Raw genomic sequence first — 18,984 nt, 5'->3', positions numbered from 1 at the left:
CGAGGCTGCGATCGTTTGATCCTTGTTTTTCAAAATCAAAAGCAAAATCAAAAGATCGCAGGCTTCGCCAGCTCCTACATGAGCAAACGCCCTTAACGGGCGGCGCCGAGTTGGCCTTTTTCGTCGGAGAAGACAATTTCCACGCGACGGTTCTGTGCCCGCCCACGCTCGGAAGCGTTGACGTCCACCGGGTATTCGTCGCCATAGCCTTCGACCTGAATGCGCTTGTCCTCGATACCGAGATCCATCAGCACGTCGGCCACTGCTTGCGCGCGGTCGCGTGATAGTTTGATGTTCTCCTGCTTGCCGCCGGTGCTGTCGGTGTAACCCTCGATGCGTACCACGCGTTTCGGATTCAGTTGCAGGAACTGGACAATCTTCAGCACCACGCGATTGGCCGAGTTTTTCAGCTCCGCTTCACCCGTGTCGAACAGCACATCGCCAAGGGTCATCACCAGACCACGATCAGTCTGCGTGGTGGCCAGTGCAACGATCTGTTCTTCCAGCCATTTGCCTTGCTGCTGAACGCTGAGCAGTTTCGATTCACGCAGGGCCAGTTGCAGGCGCTGACGTTCCAGTTCGAGTTTGGCCGCGCGCTCTTCGTTGAGCACCTGATTGGTGTGCTCGCGGGCGATTTCGCTGTAGCGCTGGCTCAGGTAGGCGTAATGCACCACGTCCGAACCGCTGCCCCAATAGGTCGACAGGCGATCGGCGCGGGCCAGGGATTCGCCAGCGCGGATCACGTCTTTCGGCGCGATGCGCAGCACGTTGGAGTCTTCTTTGACTTTCTGGAAGTCAGCACCCGCCTCTTGCAGAGCCGATTCGCTGTGTTGACCGGCGCAGCCGTAAAGGCTGGCGCAACCGGCGAGAATCAGCGCGCCGATGGTTTTGGATTTGACGCTCATTGGGCATCTCCCAGTTGCTTGCGCAGACGGACGATGCGGGTATTGAGCACATTCACCTGTTCTTCACTTTTCTGGGTCAGCACTTTGGCTTCGGCCAGACGCGCATCCAGCTCGGCCTGCTCGGCACGCATGCGCGCATTCCGATAGGACTCGTCAGCCATATTGCCTTTGGCGCGGTCGTACTTGGCTTCGGCCAGTTTCATTTCCGGCATGTCGTCGGCAGTGGCACCGACAGCCTTGGCCTGGGTAATGGCTTGTTCGGTGAGACGCATTTGTTCGTTAGGTGCCGGATCGCTGGCGCAACCGGCCAGGGCCAGAACGGCCATCGCCGCGAAAAGAGGTCGAATACTCACTAAGAATCCCTACTGTTTTGGGGCACTGACAGGTTGTTGCGGCTGTTGCTGCTGCGCCTTCCAGCGCTCGATATTGCGTTGCAGCGCGGCTTCCGTCAGTCCGGACGCGGGCAATTCTGTCATCTTTTTGGCCAGCTGTCCGCGCAACCACGGATCGTTGCAGGCCGAGTTGTGGGAAACCGCGAGGAACAGCCCCGGGCGGTCGATGGGTTGCTCGAACGCCAGCAGATCATTGGCCATGCCCAATGCCTGCGCGGCGGCCATGCCCGAGTAGCGTCCGGCGAGTACATATTCCACTTCGCCAAGGAGCAATTTCTGCAGGGCCTGGGTGAGGTTGGCTGTCTTGGTCAGGGTCAGATTCTGCTCGGCAAAAGTGCCAAATCCTTGCGTCATTCGAGACTTTTCCGACAGCGCGCCGGCGTGACCGTGCAGGTCTTTCGCTTCGCTGTAAACCAGTGTCGAGCCTTTGCGCGTCCACACCAGGTAGTCGTTCTCCAGCAGCGGCGGATAGATGTAGTCGAGGTTTTCCAGCTCATTGAAGGTCAGTGGCGCGTCAGCGAGCATGTCCATGCGGCCGCTGCGCACCTCATCGACAGCTTGCGAGCGTTTGCCGGCGTAGAGCAGCTCGACTTTGATGCCAAGGTCTTTGGCGACTTGTTGCAACAGGTCGGCACTGGCGCCGATCAACTGCTTGGGATTTTGCGGGTCCTGCCACAGGTACGGAGGCGCGTCGGGGCTGCCGGTGACAACGAGGCGCTCGCACTTGCCAGCGGCCATGGCCAAACCGGGCAACAGGGCCAAACCCAACAACCATCCGCAGCGCAGATCCATGGCAAAACGCTCCCACTCAAATCCGAGACAAAAAAAAGCCCGACCAACAGGCCGGGCTCTTTATAAGTGAAGCCGCTGGATTAAACCAGCTTCTCCAGCTCAGGAACTGCTTCGAACAGATCCGCCACGAGACCGTAATCGGCCACCTGGAAGATCGGCGCTTCTTCGTCCTTGTTGATCGCAACGATCACTTTGGAGTCTTTCATACCGGCCAGATGCTGGATCGCGCCGGAGATACCGACGGCGATGTACAGCTGTGGCGCAACGATTTTGCCGGTCTGACCGACCTGCATGTCGTTCGGTACGAAACCTGCGTCAACCGCGGCGCGCGAAGCACCGACAGCAGCGCCCAGCTTGTCGGCCAGGGCGTACAGGTGTTTGAAGTTGTCGCCGTTCTGCATGCCGCGGCCGCCGGAAACGACGATCTTGGCAGCGGTCAGCTCTGGACGATCGGACTTGGCCAGTTCTTCGCCAACGAAGCTCGAAGTGCCCGCGTCGTGTGCAGCGCCAACGGCTTCAACAGCAGCCGAGCCACCTTCAGCAGCAACCGGGTCGAAACCGGTGGCACGCACGGTGATCACTTTGATCGCGGCGGTCGACTGTACGGTAGCGATAGCGTTACCGGCGTAGATCGGGCGCTTGAAGGTGTCAGCGCTTTCTACCGAGATGATCTCGGAGATCTGGTCAACGTCCAGCTGCGCAGCAACGCGCGGCAGGATGTTTTTGCCGTTGGAAGTGGCGGCAGCCAGGATGTGGCTGTAACCAGCGCCCAACTCAGCAACCAATGGCGCAACGTTTTCCGGCAGCTGATGCGCGTAAGCCGCGTTGTCAGCGTTCAGAACTTTGCTCACGCCTGCGATTTTCGCAGCGGCTTCAGCCACGGCGCCAGCGCCTTGGCCAGCAACCAGAACGTGGATGTCGCCGCCGATTTTGGCAGCAGCAGCCACGGTGTTCAGTGTGGCCGGGGCCAGCACTTTGTTGTCGTGTTCAGCAATAACCAAGATAGTCATTTAGATTACCTTCGCTTCGTTCTTGAGTTTTTCAACCAGTTCAGCCACCGACTTGACCTTGATGCCAGCGCTGCGTGCAGCCGGCGCTTCGACTTTCAGGGTTTTGTTGGTGGAGGCGGTGGAAACGCCCAAAGCGTCCGGAGTCAGCACTTCGAGAGGCTTCTTCTTGGCTTTCATGATGTTTGGCAGAGACGCGTAGCGCGGCTCGTTCAAACGCAGGTCGGTGGTGACGATCGCCGGCAGTTTCAGCGAAACCGTCTGCGCGCCGCCGTCGATTTCGCGAGTCACGGCAACGCTGTCGCCTGAGACTTCGACTTTCGAGGCGAACGTGCCCTGACCGTAGCCGCTCAGTGCAGCGAGCATCTGGCCGGTCTGGTTGTTGTCGCTGTCGATGGCCTGTTTGCCGAGGATCACCAACTGCGGTTGTTCCTTGTCGACCACAGCCTTGAGCAGCTTGGCCACGGCGAGCGAGGTCAGATCTTCAGCGGATTCGACGAGGATGGCACGGTCGGCACCCAGAGCCAGTGCGGTACGCAGCTGCTCCTGAGCGGTGGTCGGGCCGATGGAGACGACGACGATTTCAGTCGCAACACCTTTCTCTTTCAGGCGTACGGCTTCTTCCACTGCGATTTCGCAGAACGGGTTCATCGACATCTTGACGTTGGCGAGATCGACGCCGGAATTGTCCGCCTTGACGCGGACCTTGACGTTGTAATCCACAACGCGTTTGACAGCTACAAGAACCTTCATGGATTCCTCGTTACTCTCCGGTGAAAAGAAAGTCGCCTAGGCGAACCTGGCGGTTGATGCTCATCAGGCTAAAAGGGCACCTCTAAAAACGCCGACTCGGGGTGTCTGGTGGCTGCACGGTATGAAGACCTGCGACCGTTCGTCAGGGGCGACCGACGAGTCATGGATCTTCACGCTGTGTAAACTGCGCGCCGGACTGCGCCGCGCATCACCTTTTATTGCCTGTGCCCTGTCTTTAGAGGTGCTCTTGAAACCGCCAGTCTGCCTACGACGAGCGCAAAACCGCCCGTATCTTGACCGGAACGCCTATTCCGGTCAATACAGCAAAATGACCATTCATAAGCCGCGCTTCTTTGATTTCTCTGGGCTGGAGCCAATTCAAACAAACGTTTGTATTGGACGCTCGGAGTGGTGTAGATATAATGCGCCGCCTAGAGAGAAAGGTGGTTTGCCCATTATTACCCTTGACGTTAACGTAAAGGCAATAACGGATGCGACACCGAACCTCCAAATTAGAAAAAAAACTGTGAGCCTTGAGTAGGAGATAGCCTGTGGAACGCGAATACATGGAATTCGACGTGGTCATCGTCGGTGCCGGCCCCGCTGGCTTGTCCGCCGCCTGCCGTTTGAAGCAGAAGGCCGCCGAAGCCGGTAAGGAAATCAGCGTCTGCGTGGTCGAAAAAGGCTCCGAAGTCGGCGCACACATCCTGTCCGGCGCCGTGTTCGAACCACGCGCTCTGAACGAACTGTTCCCGGACTGGAAAGAACTCGGCGCCCCGCTGAACACGCCCGTCACCCGCGACGATATTTTCGTGCTGAAAAACGCCGAAAACGCGCAGAAAATTCCAGACCTCTTTGTGCCCAAGACCATGCACAACGAAGGCAACTACATCATCTCCCTCGGCAACCTGTGCCGCTGGCTGGCCCAACAGGCGGAGAACCTCGGCGTAGAAATCTACCCGGGCTTCGCCGCTCAGGAAGCGTTGATCGACGAGCAAGGCGTGGTGCGCGGCATCATCACCGGTGATCTCGGCGTCGACCGCGAAGGCAATCCGAAGGAAGGCCTGTACACCCCGGGCATGGAACTGCGTGGCAAATACACGCTGTTCGCCGAAGGCTGCCGTGGCCACATCGGCAAGCAACTGATCAAGCGCTACAACCTCGACAGCGATGCCGACGCTCAGCATTACGGCATCGGCCTGAAAGAAATCTGGGAAATTGATCCGGCCAAACACCAGCCAGGCCTGGTAGTGCACACCGCCGGCTGGCCGCTGGACATCATGGGCACCGAGAACACCGGCGGCTCGTTCCTCTATCACCTGGAAAACAACCAGGTGGTGGTCGGTCTGATCGTCGATCTGTCCTACAGCAACACGTACCTGTCGCCGTTCGACGAGTTCCAGCGCCTCAAGCATCACCCGGTGCTGGCGCAGTACCTGGAAGGCGGCAAGCGCATCAGCTACGGCGCTCGTGCGATCTGCAAAGGTGGCCTGAACTCGCTGCCGAAAATGGTCTTCAAGGGCGGCGCGCTGATCGGTTGCGATCTCGGCACCCTGAACTTCGCCAAGATCAAAGGCAGCCACACCGCGATGAAGTCCGGCATGCTCGCCGCAGAATCGGTGGCTGACGCACTGTTCGCTGAAAAGGACGGCACTGAAGAACTGACCACTTATGTGGACGCGTTCAAGAAGAGCTGGCTCTATGACGAGCTGTTTGCCAGCCGTAACTTCGGCCCGGCGATCCACAAGTTCGGCGCCATCGTTGGCGGCGGTTTCAACTGGCTGGATCAGAACATCTTCGGCGGCAAACTGCCGTTCACCCTGCACGACACCAAGCCGGATTACGCTTGCCTCAAGCTCGCGGCCGACTGCAAGAAGATCGACTATCCGAAGCCGGACGGCAAACTCAGCTTCGACAAACTCAGCTCGGTGTTCATCTCCGGTACCAACCATGAAGAAGAACAGCCTTGCCACCTGAAGCTGAAAGACCCGAGCATCCCGATCAGCAAGAACCTGCCACTGTACGACGAACCGGCGCAGCGCTACTGCCCGGCCGGCGTGTACGAAGTGATCACCAAGGAAGACGGCGAGAAGCGCTTCCAGATCAATGCGCAGAACTGCGTGCACTGCAAGACTTGTGACATCAAGGACCCTTCGCAGAACATCACCTGGGTCACGCCGGAAGGCGCTGGCGGCCCGACTTACCCGAATATGTAAGTCGAACCGCTGAACATCAAGGCTCCCGAACCGGGGGCCTTTTTGTTGCCCGCAATTCCGCTAGCAACACAAATCCCTGTGGGAGCTGGCTTGCCAGCGATGGGGCCGTGTCAAACGACATCACGGCAAACTGAACCACCGCTATCGCTGGCAAGCCAGCTCCCACAGGGAGTGTGTAAATCCTCAGGCGGCGCGTTCGTCGCCCGGGCTACGCTCGAAATAGCGCTTATATTCGCGACTGAACTGCGACGTACTCTGATACCCCACCCGATGCGCCACCTGCGCCACACCCAAGCCCTCCGCCACCAGCAACGTCTGCGCCTTCAACAGTCGCAAGCGTTTCAAATACTGCACCGGCGACAACAACGTGCTGCGCTTGAAGTGCTCATGAAACGTCGACACGCTCATGTTCGCGCAACCGGCCAGCGTCTCCACATTCAACGGCTCGGTGTAATGCGCATGCAGATGACTGATCGACGCCGCGACCCGCGCAAATTGTCCCTGCTGTTCCACCAACGCACGCAGCACATCCGCCTGCGGTCCACGCAACGCGACAAACAACAATTCACGCACCCGCGCCGGCCCGAGAATCTGACATTCCAGCGGATCGTGCAGGCAACTGAGCAAACGCTCGACACAACCACGCATGTCATCGTCGAGCACCACGGAGGTCATCGACTCCGGCGTCTGCGCCGGAATATGCCGCCCCGGTGCCAGCCCCATGGCCAGCACCAACTCACCGAGCAACACCCGATCAATCGCCACTGACACCCCGAGCAACGGCGCATCCGGCAAGGCAAACGTCTCGCATTCGAACGGCACCGGCAGCGCCTGAATCAGGTAATGCCCAGCGCCATACTCCATCGTCCGCGGCCCGAGAAACGCCAGTTTGCTGCCCTGCGCGATGATCATCAGGCTCGGCTCATAAATGTGCGGGCCACGGGCGACGTCGCAACTGGCACGCAACACTTGCACACCGGGCAACCCGGTCGGGGAATAACCATCGCGCAGCGCCAGCGGTTCGATCAGCGAAACCAGCCGGGCATTGGCATCAAGATGACGGGTTAATTGCATCAAAGCTCTTCACTGAAAATGGAGCGAAAAAAGGGATGCAAGCATCATCGCAGATCCTTTTGCCAATGCGACCGATCAAACCCGCATGCCGGAGGATTAGGCATGAGACCCGGAGGAATCGTCATGGCCGACCGGTCAGTCAGCGCCCAGAATGCGCCGCCTCACTTGTTCCTGCTTTTGCGAGGTTTCACATGTACACCGCCATCGGCTATGCCGCCCAATCGGCCACCACGCCCCTCGCCCCGATGAAATTCGAACGCCGCAGCCCGCGCGCCGACGACGTCGCGATCGAGATCCTCTACTGCGGCGTTTGCCACTCCGATATCCACCAGGCGCGCAATGAATGGGGCATCGCCGTTTACCCGCTGATGCCTGGCCACGAGATCGTCGGAAAAGTCACCGCGATCGGTGCGAATGTCACCCAGCACAAAGTAGGCGATCTGGTCGGGGTTGGCTGCATGGTCGACTCGTGCCGCACTTGCGAAGCCTGCCAGTCGAACCTTGAGCAATACTGCCTCGAAGGCCCGACCATGACCTACGCCACCCCGGATCGGGTCGATGGCAGCAACACCATGGGCGGTTATTCGGACAGCATCGTCGTCAGCGAACACTTCGTTGTGCGCATCCCGGAAAAACTCGCACTGGCCAGCGCTGCGCCGATTCTCTGTGCCGGCATCACCACCTACTCGCCGCTCAAGCACTACGGCGTCAAGGCCGGCGACAAGGTCGGGATTCTCGGCATGGGCGGTCTGGGCCACATGGGCATCAAGTTTGCCAAGGCCATGGGCGCGGAAGTGACGCTGTTCACCCGCTCGGCGAGCAAGGCAGAAGAAGGTCGTCGTCAGGGTGCCGATCACGTGATCGTGTCCACCGACGCCGAGCAGATGAAAGCCGCTGCCGGTTACTTCGACTTCCTGCTCGACACCATTCCGGTGCAGCACGATCTGAACCCGTACCTCGACACCCTGCGCTTCGACGGTGTGCACATTCTGGTCGGTCTGATCGAGCCGGTTGATCCACCGGTACACGCCGGCAAACTGGTGATGAGCCGTCGCGTTCTGGCCGGTTCGCTGATCGGTGGCGTCGCCGAAACCCAGGAAGTGCTGGATTTCTGCGCCGAACACAACATCACTTGCGACATCGAAATGCTCGACATCCGCCAGATCAACGAGGCTTACGCGCGCATGATCGCCGGCGACGTGAAGTACCGTTTCGTGATCGACATGGCGACGCTCAAGGTTTAAACCTGCTTAAACCTTCAAGCCAAGCTCTGCCGAGAGCCGGGCTGTGACTCCTTTGATCAGGGGAATCAGCTCGGCCATTTTTTCCAGCGGCATGTACGGCACGGTGCTGGCGATACTGATCGCAGCAACAATGCCTTTGCTCGCATCGCGAATCGGCGCCGCCACACAGCGGATCGACGGTTCGTTGTCTTCCAGATCGAACGCGTAGCCACCGGCGACGTACTCGGTCATGCGCTGTTCGAGCTGTTCCCACGACTGCTGGGGATGCTGAGGCCAGAACTGACTTTTCCCACCCGCCGGCAGGCTGATGTCGTACAGCCGCTGCCAATCTTTCGGCGAGTCATCGAGCATCAACGCCTTGCCAATCCCGGTGCGTGCCAGCGGCATGCGATGGCCGACCCGCGAACGCATCTCCGGGCCATTGCGCCCCGGATTCTTCAGCAGGTACAGCACCTCGTCGCCTTCACGAATGCCCAAGTGCACGGTGTCACCGGTCAGCGCCGACAACTCGTCCAGATACGGCGCGGCCAGGGTCACCAGCGGCAATTCTTCGCGTGCCTGAAAACCCAGTTCAATCAGCTTCGGCCCGAGCAGGTAACCGACTTGCGGCACCACGCGCAGGTAACGCTCATCAACCAGGCAACTGGCCAGACGATGGGTGGTGCTGCGTGTGGTGCCGATCAGCCGGGCAATTTCCTTGAGATCGCGGGCGCCACTGGCCACTGCTTGCACCACACCCAGGCCGCGCAACAGCGTCTGGGTGCCGGTGGGCGCGGCGTCCTTGGTTTTTTCCGGAGCGTCTTCCTGCATATCCAGCCTTTACCGTTGAGCGAGGGAACGGGCGGCATTATGGTCGCCCGACGCAGGCCACTACAACTCGATACGCTCGACCTTGCCGACCAGCAGCACGTAGGACAAAGCACCGATCAATGCGAGAACCGCGATATAGGTGATCGCCGGCGCGAACGAATCGCCGCTGGCGAGGAAGCCGATGACGATCGGCGTGGCAATCGCCGACAGGTTGCCGATGAAGTTGAACACCCCGCCGGTCAGCCCGAGCAAGCGTGCCGGCGCCAAAGTCGATACCAGCGACCAGGTGATCGAGGCCAGACCGTTGCCGAAGAACGCCAGCGCCAGAAAAGCAATCACCAGCGGCGTCGACTCAACGAAGTTGGCGCCGATGATCGAGGTAGAAATCAGAAGCCCGCCAATGATCGGCAACTTGCGCGCAAAGCCGACGGTGTAGCCGCGACGGATCAAAAAGTCGGAAAAGAACCCCGAGCACAACACGCCAACGAACGCTGCGAGAAACGGCAGCGACGCGAGCAGGCCGGACTTGATGAAGTCCATACCGCGATATTTCACCAGGTAGGTCGGGAACCACGTCAGGAAGAACCACAGCGTCGAGTTCAGGCAGAACTGGCCGAGGTAAATGCCCCACAACTTGCGCTTGGTCAGAACGATGCCGAGATCGGTCCAGCTGAATTTGGCTTTGACCTTGGCCGATTCCTGCTGAATATCAACCAGACCACCGCCCTCGCGGATCAGGTCGATTTCGGCCTCGTTGGCGCCTTTGAAATCCCGTGGCTCGCGATACACCGCGTACCAGATCGCCGCCCAAATAATGCCGACGGCGCCGGTCGCGACGAACACCATGTGCCAGCCGAATTCGTGTTGCAGCCAGGCCAGAACCGGGGTCAGGAATGCCAGGCCGACGAATTGCCCGGAGGTGTAGAAACCGATGGCCGTGGCGCGTTCACGCTCGGGGAACCAGGTTGTTACAACGCGGCTATTGATGGGATAGGCCGGTGCTTCCAGTGCACCGACGGCCATACGCAGCACAAACAGCGCGATGAAACTGGCGGCGAAACCCAGCATCACCGTGGCAATCGACCACAGCAGCAGCGCGACGCTATAAAGGATGCGCGGCGGCACGCGATCGACCAGCCAGCCGCCGGGGATTTGCATGGCGGCGTAAGTCCAGCCGAACGCAGAGAAAATCAGGCCGACGTGAATCGGATCGATGCCCAGCTCACTGGTCAGCGCTGGCGCGGCAATCGACAGGTTGCTGCGGTCGAGGTAGTTGATGACCACGGTGATAAACAGCAACACCATGATGAAAAACCGCTTGCGGCTGGGCGTGACTAAAGACGCCTGCCCGGTGAGGGTTTGCGGTTGCATGGGGAGAGCCTCTTTTTATGTTTATTGAGGTCGGCCTGAGGCCTGATCGTTCCCACGCTCCGCGTGGGAATGCAGCCCGGGACGCTCTGCGTCCCAAAAGCGGACGCAGAGCGTCCATTGAGGCATTCCCACGCAGAGCGTGGGAACGATCTCACATTTGAACTGTGGTGAATCAGAAGGGACTCACCACTCGGCAAAGCTGCCATCGGCATGGCGCCAGATAGGGTTGCGCCAGCGATGCCCGACCGCCGCACGCTCGATCACGTACTCCTCGTTGATCTCGATGCCCAACCCCGGCCCGTTCGGAATCTTCACGAAGCCTTTGTCGTAATCGAACACCCGCGGATCTTTCACGTAGTCGAGCAAGTCGTTGCTCTCGTTGTAATGGATGCCCAGGCTCTGCTCCTGGATAAACGCGTTGTAACAAACCGCGTCCAGTTGTAAACAAGCCGCCAGCGCAATCGGCCCCAGCGGGCAATGCAGCGCCAGCGCGACGTCGTAGGCTTCGGCCATGTTGGCGATCTTGCGGGTTTCGGTGATACCGCCGGCGTGGGATGCATCCGGCTGAATGATGTCGACGTAGCCTTCGCTCAACACGCGTTTAAAGTCCCAACGCGAGAACAAGCGCTCGCCGAGGGCAATCGGCGTGCTGGTCAGCGGCGCCAGTTCTTTCAGCGCTTCGTAGTTTTCGCTGAGCACCGGCTCTTCGATAAACATCAGCTTGTACGGATCGAGCTCCTTCATCAGCACCTTGGCCATCGGCTTGTGCACGCGGCCGTGGAAGTCGACGCCGATGCCGACGTTCGGCCCGACCGCATCACGCACGGCGGCAACGTTGGCCAGCGCCAAGTCGACTTTCTCGAAGGAGTCGAGGAATTGCAGCTCTTCGGTGCCGTTCATTTTCACCGCAGTGAAACCACGGCTCACCGCCTCTTTCGCCGCACGCGCAGTGTCGGCCGGGCGATCGCCGCCGATCCACGAATACACGCGAATCTTGTCGCGCACCTGACCACCGAGCAGATCACTCACCGACACCCCAAGCGCCTTGCCCTTGATGTCCCACAGCGCCTGGTCGATACCGGCCAACGCGCTCATGTGAATCGCGCCGCCACGGTAGAAACCGCCGCGATACAGCACGGTCCAGATGTCTTCGATGTTGCGTGGGTCTTTGCCGATCAGGTAGTCGGACAATTCTTCGACGGCGGCGGCGACGGTGTGCGCGCGGCCTTCGACCACAGGCTCGCCCCAACCGGTCACGCCCTCGTCGGTTTCGATCTTGAGGAAGCACCAGCGCGGCGGAACGATGAAGGTCGTGAGTTTGGTGATTTTCATCTCTGCTCTCTTTTGTAAATGCAGCTCTTATTAGATGCAGCGCACGCAGCGCCAAAAAAGTCTTAGCGAAGGGCCTTCCACGCGGCCACGTAGGCCTTGGCATTCACCGCCACTTGCTCCGGGGTCATGCCCGGTTTGAACAGGCCGGAACCGAGGCCGAACCCTTTCACGCCAGCGTCGATGAACGCCTGCATGTTGTCCGGGGTGATGCCGCCGACCGGCGCCAGCACCGTCCCGGACGGCAACACCGCGAGCCAGGCTTTGACGACCGCCGGCCCCATCTGCTCGGCCGGGAACAGCTTGAGAATGTCCGCGCCCTCCGCCAGCGCCGCGAACGCTTCCGTTGGCGTGGCAACACCCGGCGACAGAAACAGCCCCGCCGCTTTTGCTGCGCGTAAAACCTTTGCATCGCTGTGCGGCATGACGATCACTTGGCCGCCGGCCTCTTTCACCAACTCAACCTGTTCCGGCGTCAACACCGTGCCAGCACCGATCAGGCAATCGGCGGGCAAGGTCGTACGCAAAATGCGGATACTTTCGTACGGCGAAGGGGAATTGAGCGGTACTTCGATGACGCGAAATCCGGCCGCATACAGGACTTCTCCGACAGCGGCAGCTTCCTGCGGATGCAGGCCACGCAGAATCGCGATCAGACCGTTTTGCGCCAATGCTTGCTTGAGCATGTCAGGCCTCCAGTCAGGGTTAACGGGATGAGGAATCGATCAGTCCGGCGGCCAGCGCCAGTTGCCACAAACCACGCTCGGTGGCCTGTTCGGCCAGCGTCACATTGGCGAAACCACAGGCATCGAGGGCGCGGCTGTAGCGCGCACAGAGTTGCGCGTTGCCAATCAGGATGATCGAAGGAAGATTGAGATTGTTACGGCGACGGCGTTGCGCGCCAGCCAGTGCTGCCAGTTCATGGCCGATCATCAGGCCGGACAGATAATCCGCCTGCGCCGTCTGGCTCAGTTCGCCGGTCAGGCCCAGGGTTCGGGCACTGAACAAGGTCGACAGCACGCCGAGCTCGCCGTCCGCCGACTGCGCGATCTGCACACCGCGGTCAAACGCCTGAGCATCGAACGCCGCGCCTTGCTTCAGGGTCCGGCCGAGAATGCTGTGCTCACTGAGCACGGCGAACACTTCGCCAGTCATGAACGTGTCGAAATGAGTGATGCAGCCATCGACCACGTCCACCCATTTCGAGTGACTGCCCGGCAGCCCGATCAGCAGATCAGCGCCCGCCTCGACCGGCAGATTCTGCAGAACGCCGAGCACTTGGGTCTCCTCGCCGCGCATCACATTCGGCAAGTGCGAACGCTGAATCACGCCCGGCACGATATGCACCCGCGTGCCGCGCAGACTGACAATTGTTTGTAGGGAGTTTCCGAGATTGGCGACGTTTGCCGGCGTATCGCAGTAGGCCGCTTCGCGCCAGCCCTGCGCACTGCCGACCATGCCGCAGGCAATCACCGGCAGATCCGGCTGCGCATCGAGCCAGTCGCCGCACGCGTCGTCGAAGGCCAATTCAAAACCATCGGCGCATTCGCGACCGTTGATGATTCGCGGAGTCTTGGGCAACTGCATGATCCCGGACGACAGCGCGCGCTGCTCCAGCACCACACCGCCCGCCGCGAGTTTGTAAGCACGTAATGAGGTTGTCCCCCAGTCGAGCGCGATCAATTGCGCCAGCATCGCTTCACCTGTTTTGTTTTTGGCAGTGAGTGCGACGGACTATAGACCTCTCAGACTGTAAATCTCAATATGTAATTTTGCATCCCATATTATGGGATTCGTAAGATTTACGTCGCCACGGCTTCCAGTTCCTCTCCAAACAGGAAAAGCCTGAAGTTTTCGGGGTAATTCGAACCAAAGACATGTGTATCGCCCTGAGCATCACTCAGCCCTTCTTCTTCCCTTCCATCCGAACGTTTAATGATGTATCGCACGTTCTGCCGGGGTTTTCGCGTCTGGGCATCGACGATTCGAAACTTGCCTTTCAGTGGTGCAAACGAACTTAATAACCCACTGTAAGGCAGGCCACTGCACACGCCTCCATGAACAATGGTATCTCCTGCGTGATAGCGTCTCTGCGTAATGCAAATCTGCTCGAATTGCAGCCATGACAGCGGCCGCAGTACTGGCGGCAATATTACATACTCTGGCGCCGTGATTACTTTTTCAACCTCAGCAATGATCCGAGAGGTGGGAACATACATAACCTTTGAATAATAAGCCTTATAAAAAGTAGCCGTTATTGTCACCTGACACGGAATATAGTCTTGCTTGCCCAACAACGACAATAACACCTCCTTTCTGATTATTCTGAAACTACTACCCTGATCGACATCCTCTTCAAACCTGAACCATACATCAAACTCATAACGTCGATCACCCTCCACAATACGAACATCGCTGACGGCACCTTTTCCGTAAAGACGAATTTTGTGAAGTATGGAAAAATCAACATCACCATCCAGCGAGCACTTCAACCAAGTACCAACCTGCTCATTAATACCGTGCGCCCTGTATAAATTGACCAAATCCCTATCAGACCTGAAGCGAAAATTATAATCTCCGTCCTTGTATTCAATAGATGTGAATTCAACCCGCGGCGCTGGCACATGCAACTGCATACACGAAGAACAGAGAACAAACAAGACAACTAAAATCAACCTATGCATCACCACCCCAAGAAACCAGATACACAATAAATATAAGTATCAATCTTTCAGAATTCACTCCTAATCCAAAGCACGAACAATACTTTCAACCGGAACATACATAACATTGGAAAAATAAGTATCTATCATTGTCGCACTGGCGAAAAACTTACAAGGCAACTGCTTTTTATTAACCAACAATTTTCTTATTTCTGCGGGCGTCAGATGCCTTTCGCTATTCCCATTGGCAACCGATTCACTGAAAACCACTGGCGAAACAAAATCCAAATGTGACCCTGATGCATCATCTGAAACCCCACCGCTCATAAAGCGCTTCATCTGATGCCCCTCACTAAAATCGGTATCGTCTTCTAGAGCGCAAAGCAATCCCACGCCAATCAACGATTTATAGGGCCCCAAAATATCAATATCAGAAGAAAAGTGCAGATCGTACAAGGGCGCATTACCAACGCGTTCGATTTTAGAGAACTGAAGATTTGCAGGAGGCTTGGCCTGTTTAAATGTGCAGCCTGCCACCACGCACATGCACAATAGAAAAACCGCCCTCATTATCATTACATTTCCCCCCTGAAATGCTTATTGACCGAGTTAATCATGTAATTCAAAGCCGACTTCCCATCCGCCAGCACCGTGGTATACATGACACCCGCTGATTCGTGATTTACGTCCATGATACTGTTCACGTTCGGCCCGCTTTCCACACGCCATTGTTCACCGATTCCGGCGATCCAGTCTGAGAGATTAGCGTCTGATGATTTCGCCAATATATTTATCCACAAACCGGCACTGGGTTGCGGTGTATCCGGGTAGATATTCGAAATACCGCCAACCAACGCGCCCACTCCAACCGGATCGAGAGTAATCAGCATTTTTACGGAGTAGCCCAAGCTACTCAAGTGGCTAGACAGATGAGCGCCATTCCATCCTCCCAGGCTGTGCCCGACAATATAAATAGCGTCACTTTTACATAGCCCCTGAAGCACGTTTAATTTGATATTTTCCTCACCAATTACTTGGTTATACCCAAGATGGTAAGACGTTACTCCAGGAAAATAATCGGCTTTGACCACTGAATCATCAAAGGACTTTTTTGCACGTGCAACGTTATTCTTCGGCCCAAAGCCATAATAGCTTTCCTTATCACCAGCGCCTCCGATGAAGAAAGCCGATGCCCGTCGCATGTATTTGAATTGTTTGACCGCCTCGTCTGTTGGGCATGTGAGCGTATGTGAGCCAAGGTTTTTTTTGTCATTCGCAGCCGTGTTATCCGTTCCCACTGCAGTTACTCCGCAAACAGTTCGATGGTTTCAGCTAGATGGGAGCTAACTGCATGTGTAAATCCGGCCGCATCGGTTACGCCGTGTTCTTCACTGCCATCCCCACGTTTGATTGTGTAAGGATGATTGGCAACAGGCTCGCCCGAGAACTCATCAACCAGCTGCATCTTGTCCGTAAAATGCACCGGCATCGGCAGCAATCCGCTAAACGCTGCCCCGCCGCCACTCTGGCCGATAATCACCGTCCCTGAACCACCAACCACGACATTGCCGTGGCCTCCGGTGCTATCGAGCGTGGCCGCGTTCAGGCCGTTGATGAATACGGTGCCGGAAACGGCTCCGGTAATCGGGCTGCCACACGCCGATTTATCGGTCATGCGCGCAGCCGCGAGTCCGTCGAAGAACACGTCGGGCGAGCCGGAGGCGATTGGATTGTTGCCATGGCCTGGCAACGGGCAGGCGGTCGGGTCGGTGACGCGTGCAGCGGGTTTACCACTCAATTCAAAGCTCCTTGCTTCTGGGGTTCCGGGTGCGGCTGGTGGAGATCGACGTCGGTCGCGGCAAAGCGCCAGCGGTTGTCGACGGGATCGAACAGGGCGTGGCAATGCTCACGGCTGTCGGGGGGTGTAGCGAATTGCAGAAGCTGCCAGGCTTCGTCGACCTGCCATGCCAGCTCGGCAGATGTCGCATCGTCGAGTTCGTTGAGCCAAGCGTTGTAGTTGCTAAGGTGATTGCGCTGGTAAGTCGATTGCAGCAGTTCGGCCATCTGTGTGCCGAGGTCCAGATGATGTTCGGCCGTCCACTGACCGATCTCGGAATAGGCGTACCAGCCCATCGGCATCAATCCGCCGTCCTTGAGCAGCGAATGCTCGGCAGGGGCGACGAAACCACAACAAATGTGCAGCGTCAGCCAGCCTTGATGGGCGTCGATAAACGCTGTCGGATCGAAAGTGCGCAGCGGTATCACGCGGTAATCGTCGAGCCCGGCACTGCGCGTCATCAACTCGGCATCGAGGCGTGACACGAACGCACGAATGGCGATTGCGCCCGTACGATTTGTGATGCACAGAATATCGACCGGTTGCCGCTGGGGGTTGTCAGTGGAGCCTGAGTTTTTCACCAGGCCATACAGACGCATTGTCGCCCGTAGTCCGCTCATCGCCGGTCACTCGTTGACGCAGCGAAGGCTCCACGGGCGTGGAGAAGTTGTGCCAGAGGCATTGCAGGTGTCGTCCGTGAGCGCGCAAAAATGGCGCGTAGAATGCCGGACTAGAGCGCTGGCGACAATCGAATTAGTACTGGATTGCCATCATTGTTTTCAGCCCTCGGCAAACTCGCGCAGGACCTTACTATCCATGCGATAGCGCACTCATCCCTGTTCCGAGATTGCGCACTGCCGACCATGCTGAGCTAACCACCGGACAATCCTGCTGCACATCGAGTCAGTCGCCCGCATATCAAGGAGCGGCATCAATCCATTTCGTCGACCGATCAACACTGGTCACGCCCTCTTCAGCGAACACTTTCACGACTTCATAATCTTCTGCGCCAAGGTGATGAGTGTGACCATGCTCGTCAGAAACCCCCGGTTCCTGACGGCCATCCCCGCGCACAATGACGTATGTCGTCAGCGGTTTTGGCGTCAGATCCGACGAGGACACGATGCTCAGAGCCAATCGATACGGTGCAAACGAGGCAAGTAATCCGACGTAGGGCAGGTCGTCGCAAAGGCCAATACGATCGAGTTCGTCATACGGTGTTTCGGCAATGTGTCGCCAGCGCACGATGCAAATCGGGGCCTCTGGCAACAGCGTACGCATGCGATCCTCGGCCAGTAGAGTGACCCGTGGCGGTGCTACCCGCGGACTGCGCACTTGATCAATAAAGCGTGAAGTTGGCAGGTACATGACTTTCGAGTAATACGCCACGAACGGGAACGCCGTAATCACTACCTTGCACGGTATGTATTGCTGCGGTTTGAGCATGCGCACCAGTTCAATCGGCCTGATGTCATTAAAACCATCATTGATGCCGTGATTCTCGACCCTGATATGCGCAAGCATCTCGTACCGCCGATCTCCCTCGATCAGACGCATGGCGCTGACGCGTCCCGACGCCTCCATCTCGATTCGATGTTCGATGGAAAAATCAGCATCGCCATTCAGCGAACAATGAATCGTCGTACTGATCTGGCCTTGCCTGCCGTAATCCTCATACAGACTGATAAGGTTTCGGTCAGAGGTGAAGCGCAGGTCGTAATAAGAAGAGTTGGCGCGCTCGATTGAAACAAACTCAAGTCTGGCGGGGGGAACGTTCAGGTGCATGCACGCCGTGCAGGATAAAAAACTGCCAATCAGCATCCACTTGAAGATACGCATATTCAACGGTTTACCCCCCGCTCTATCACGAGAATAAATTCGGAACTCGGAATACCGACGGGAGATCCTGTCAATTAACAACAACCCGATCTTGATGCACACAGCAGTTCAAATAATCAGCGCTCACGTGCTGAGCGCCCTTATAAAATCCATGGCCGGGATACGCATAAAATCTGAAAAATAGGTTTTGTATTTCGTTGTATGCACTCTAAAAACGCACACAACCACGTCGCTCACCCTTAAAGCTCTGCGCAATTCATCTCCCGCAAGAATACGTTGTGTACCCCGCACAGCTCCGGTCTCTCGAAAAATGACCCGGGAGATATAATTTCCTTTCGAAGCGTTTCCGCTCAACTCAACGATGCCGCTGCCGTAGCGTTTCTGGTAATGGCCAATCGAAAAATCCGCATCGCCGTCCAAGGCACAGACCAGCTCTTGGCCGATCCTGGATTGGAACAATGTCAAAAGATCCGTATCACTTGAAAACCGTACGAAAAACGAACTTGCGCTCGGCGTCATTGCAACACTTTCGAAGTCAAGCTTCGCTATTGGCCTGCCGTGATTCGAAGTACATGAACTGCAAAGCAAAAAGACGAGCGCTATATACCAGTGCATTGCCGCCCGCAGTGTGCTCATCGCCGGTCACTCGTTGACGCAGCGAAGGCTCCACGGGCGTGGAGAAGGGGTGCCTGAAGCATTGCAGGTGTCATCCATGAGCGCGCAAAAATGGCGCGTAGAATGCCGGACTGGCA

20 protein-coding genes are annotated in these 18,984 nt (G+C 57.5%); 2 read left to right on the top strand and 18 right to left on the bottom strand.

The genetic code is table 11. The annotated features are described in order from the left end of the window. Positions 1-92 precede the first annotated feature (92 nt). The 5 genes from ACZZ0B_RS05150 to ACZZ0B_RS05130 form a co-directional block, all read right to left on the bottom strand. Positions 93-905, bottom strand: coding sequence for an OmpA family protein (locus ACZZ0B_RS05150; protein WP_463544514.1), 813 nt, complete (start codon positions 903-905; stop codon positions 93-95). After that, positions 902-1,258: a DUF4398 domain-containing protein gene (locus ACZZ0B_RS05145; RefSeq protein WP_177323332.1), complete on the bottom strand. Its 357-nt coding sequence runs from the start codon at positions 1,256-1,258 to the stop codon at positions 902-904. The genes ACZZ0B_RS05150 and ACZZ0B_RS05145 overlap by 4 nt, the downstream gene beginning before the upstream one ends. 9 nt (positions 1,259-1,267) lie before the next feature. Beyond that, positions 1,268-2,089 carry a substrate-binding periplasmic protein gene (locus ACZZ0B_RS05140; protein WP_440097062.1) on the bottom strand — a complete coding sequence of 274 codons (822 nt, stop codon included), beginning with the start codon at positions 2,087-2,089 and terminating at the stop codon, positions 1,268-1,270. 80 nt (positions 2,090-2,169) lie between these two features. Beyond that, complete coding sequence (locus ACZZ0B_RS05135; RefSeq protein WP_007908340.1) at positions 2,170-3,099, bottom strand: electron transfer flavoprotein subunit alpha/FixB family protein; 930 nt, start codon at positions 3,097-3,099, stop codon at positions 2,170-2,172. Next, positions 3,100-3,849, bottom strand: a complete 750-nt coding sequence (locus tag ACZZ0B_RS05130) for an electron transfer flavoprotein subunit beta/FixA family protein (RefSeq protein WP_007908338.1) — start codon at positions 3,847-3,849, stop codon at positions 3,100-3,102. 551 nt (positions 3,850-4,400) lie between these two features. Between ACZZ0B_RS05130 and ACZZ0B_RS05125 the strand changes: the two genes are divergently transcribed. Next, a complete protein-coding gene (locus ACZZ0B_RS05125; protein WP_158830349.1) occupies positions 4,401-6,065 on the top strand; it encodes an electron transfer flavoprotein-ubiquinone oxidoreductase in 1,665 nt (554 codons plus the stop codon). Positions 6,066-6,248: 183 nt separating this feature from the next. On the opposite strand, the gene ACZZ0B_RS05120 is transcribed toward ACZZ0B_RS05125, so the two are convergent. After that, on the bottom strand, positions 6,249-7,139 hold the full coding sequence (locus ACZZ0B_RS05120) for an AraC family transcriptional regulator (protein WP_008085522.1): 891 nt from the start codon (positions 7,137-7,139) through the stop codon (positions 6,249-6,251). 191 nt (positions 7,140-7,330) lie between these two features. On the opposite strand from ACZZ0B_RS05120, the gene ACZZ0B_RS05115 reads away from it, so the two are divergent. Further along, positions 7,331-8,383 (top strand): NAD(P)-dependent alcohol dehydrogenase, encoded by a 1,053-nt coding sequence (locus ACZZ0B_RS05115; RefSeq protein ID WP_141127034.1) that lies wholly within the window; start codon positions 7,331-7,333, stop codon positions 8,381-8,383. Positions 8,384-8,389: 6 nt separating this feature from the next. Here the strand turns inward: ACZZ0B_RS05115 and ACZZ0B_RS05110 are convergent, their stop codons facing one another. The 12 genes from ACZZ0B_RS05110 to ACZZ0B_RS05055 form a co-directional block, all read right to left on the bottom strand. Continuing rightward, the gene (locus ACZZ0B_RS05110; RefSeq protein ID WP_008085521.1) at positions 8,390-9,193 is read right to left on the bottom strand and encodes an IclR family transcriptional regulator; all 804 of its coding nucleotides are present in this window, start codon (positions 9,191-9,193) and stop codon (positions 8,390-8,392) included. Positions 9,194-9,253: 60 nt separating this feature from the next. Next, the gene (locus tag ACZZ0B_RS05105) at positions 9,254-10,564 is read right to left on the bottom strand and encodes an MFS transporter (protein ID WP_008085520.1); all 1,311 of its coding nucleotides are present in this window, start codon (positions 10,562-10,564) and stop codon (positions 9,254-9,256) included. 183 nt (positions 10,565-10,747) lie between these two features. Next, positions 10,748-11,896: a galactonate dehydratase gene (gene dgoD, locus ACZZ0B_RS05100; protein ID WP_030131992.1), complete on the bottom strand. Its 1,149-nt coding sequence runs from the start codon at positions 11,894-11,896 to the stop codon at positions 10,748-10,750. A 62-nt stretch (positions 11,897-11,958) separates the two neighbouring features. Next, positions 11,959-12,579, bottom strand: a complete 621-nt coding sequence (locus tag ACZZ0B_RS05095; RefSeq protein ID WP_397482913.1) for a 2-dehydro-3-deoxy-6-phosphogalactonate aldolase — start codon at positions 12,577-12,579, stop codon at positions 11,959-11,961. A gap of 19 nt (positions 12,580-12,598) precedes the next feature. Further along, entirely contained in the window at positions 12,599-13,588 is a 990-nt protein-coding gene (locus tag ACZZ0B_RS05090) for a 2-dehydro-3-deoxygalactonokinase (protein ID WP_463544513.1), read from the bottom strand. 107 nt (positions 13,589-13,695) lie between these two features. Beyond that, positions 13,696-14,529 carry a hypothetical protein gene (locus tag ACZZ0B_RS05085; protein ID WP_463544512.1) on the bottom strand — a complete coding sequence of 278 codons (834 nt, stop codon included), beginning with the start codon at positions 14,527-14,529 and terminating at the stop codon, positions 13,696-13,698. Positions 14,530-14,637: 108 nt separating this feature from the next. After that, entirely contained in the window at positions 14,638-15,126 is a 489-nt protein-coding gene (locus ACZZ0B_RS05080) for a hypothetical protein (RefSeq protein WP_463544511.1), read from the bottom strand. A gap of 5 nt (positions 15,127-15,131) precedes the next feature. Beyond that, positions 15,132-15,854, bottom strand: coding sequence for an alpha/beta hydrolase (locus tag ACZZ0B_RS05075; protein WP_463544510.1), 723 nt, complete (start codon positions 15,852-15,854; stop codon positions 15,132-15,134). A gap of 5 nt (positions 15,855-15,859) precedes the next feature. After that, positions 15,860-16,354 (bottom strand): PAAR domain-containing protein, encoded by a 495-nt coding sequence (locus ACZZ0B_RS05070; RefSeq protein ID WP_008085510.1) that lies wholly within the window; start codon positions 16,352-16,354, stop codon positions 15,860-15,862. Next, positions 16,351-17,013, bottom strand: a complete 663-nt coding sequence (locus ACZZ0B_RS05065) for a hypothetical protein (RefSeq protein WP_008085509.1) — start codon at positions 17,011-17,013, stop codon at positions 16,351-16,353. The genes ACZZ0B_RS05070 and ACZZ0B_RS05065 overlap by 4 nt, the downstream gene beginning before the upstream one ends. Before the next feature lie 298 nt (positions 17,014-17,311). Further along, positions 17,312-18,238, bottom strand: coding sequence for a hypothetical protein (locus ACZZ0B_RS05060; RefSeq protein WP_463544509.1), 927 nt, complete (start codon positions 18,236-18,238; stop codon positions 17,312-17,314). Positions 18,239-18,355: 117 nt separating this feature from the next. After that, positions 18,356-18,868, bottom strand: a complete 513-nt coding sequence (locus ACZZ0B_RS05055; protein ID WP_463544508.1) for a hypothetical protein — start codon at positions 18,866-18,868, stop codon at positions 18,356-18,358. Positions 18,869-18,984: the final 116 nt, after the last annotated feature.

It is taken from the genome of Pseudomonas sp. AC247, assembly GCF_979258015.1.
This window is presented reverse-complemented; position numbering and strand designations above follow the sequence as displayed.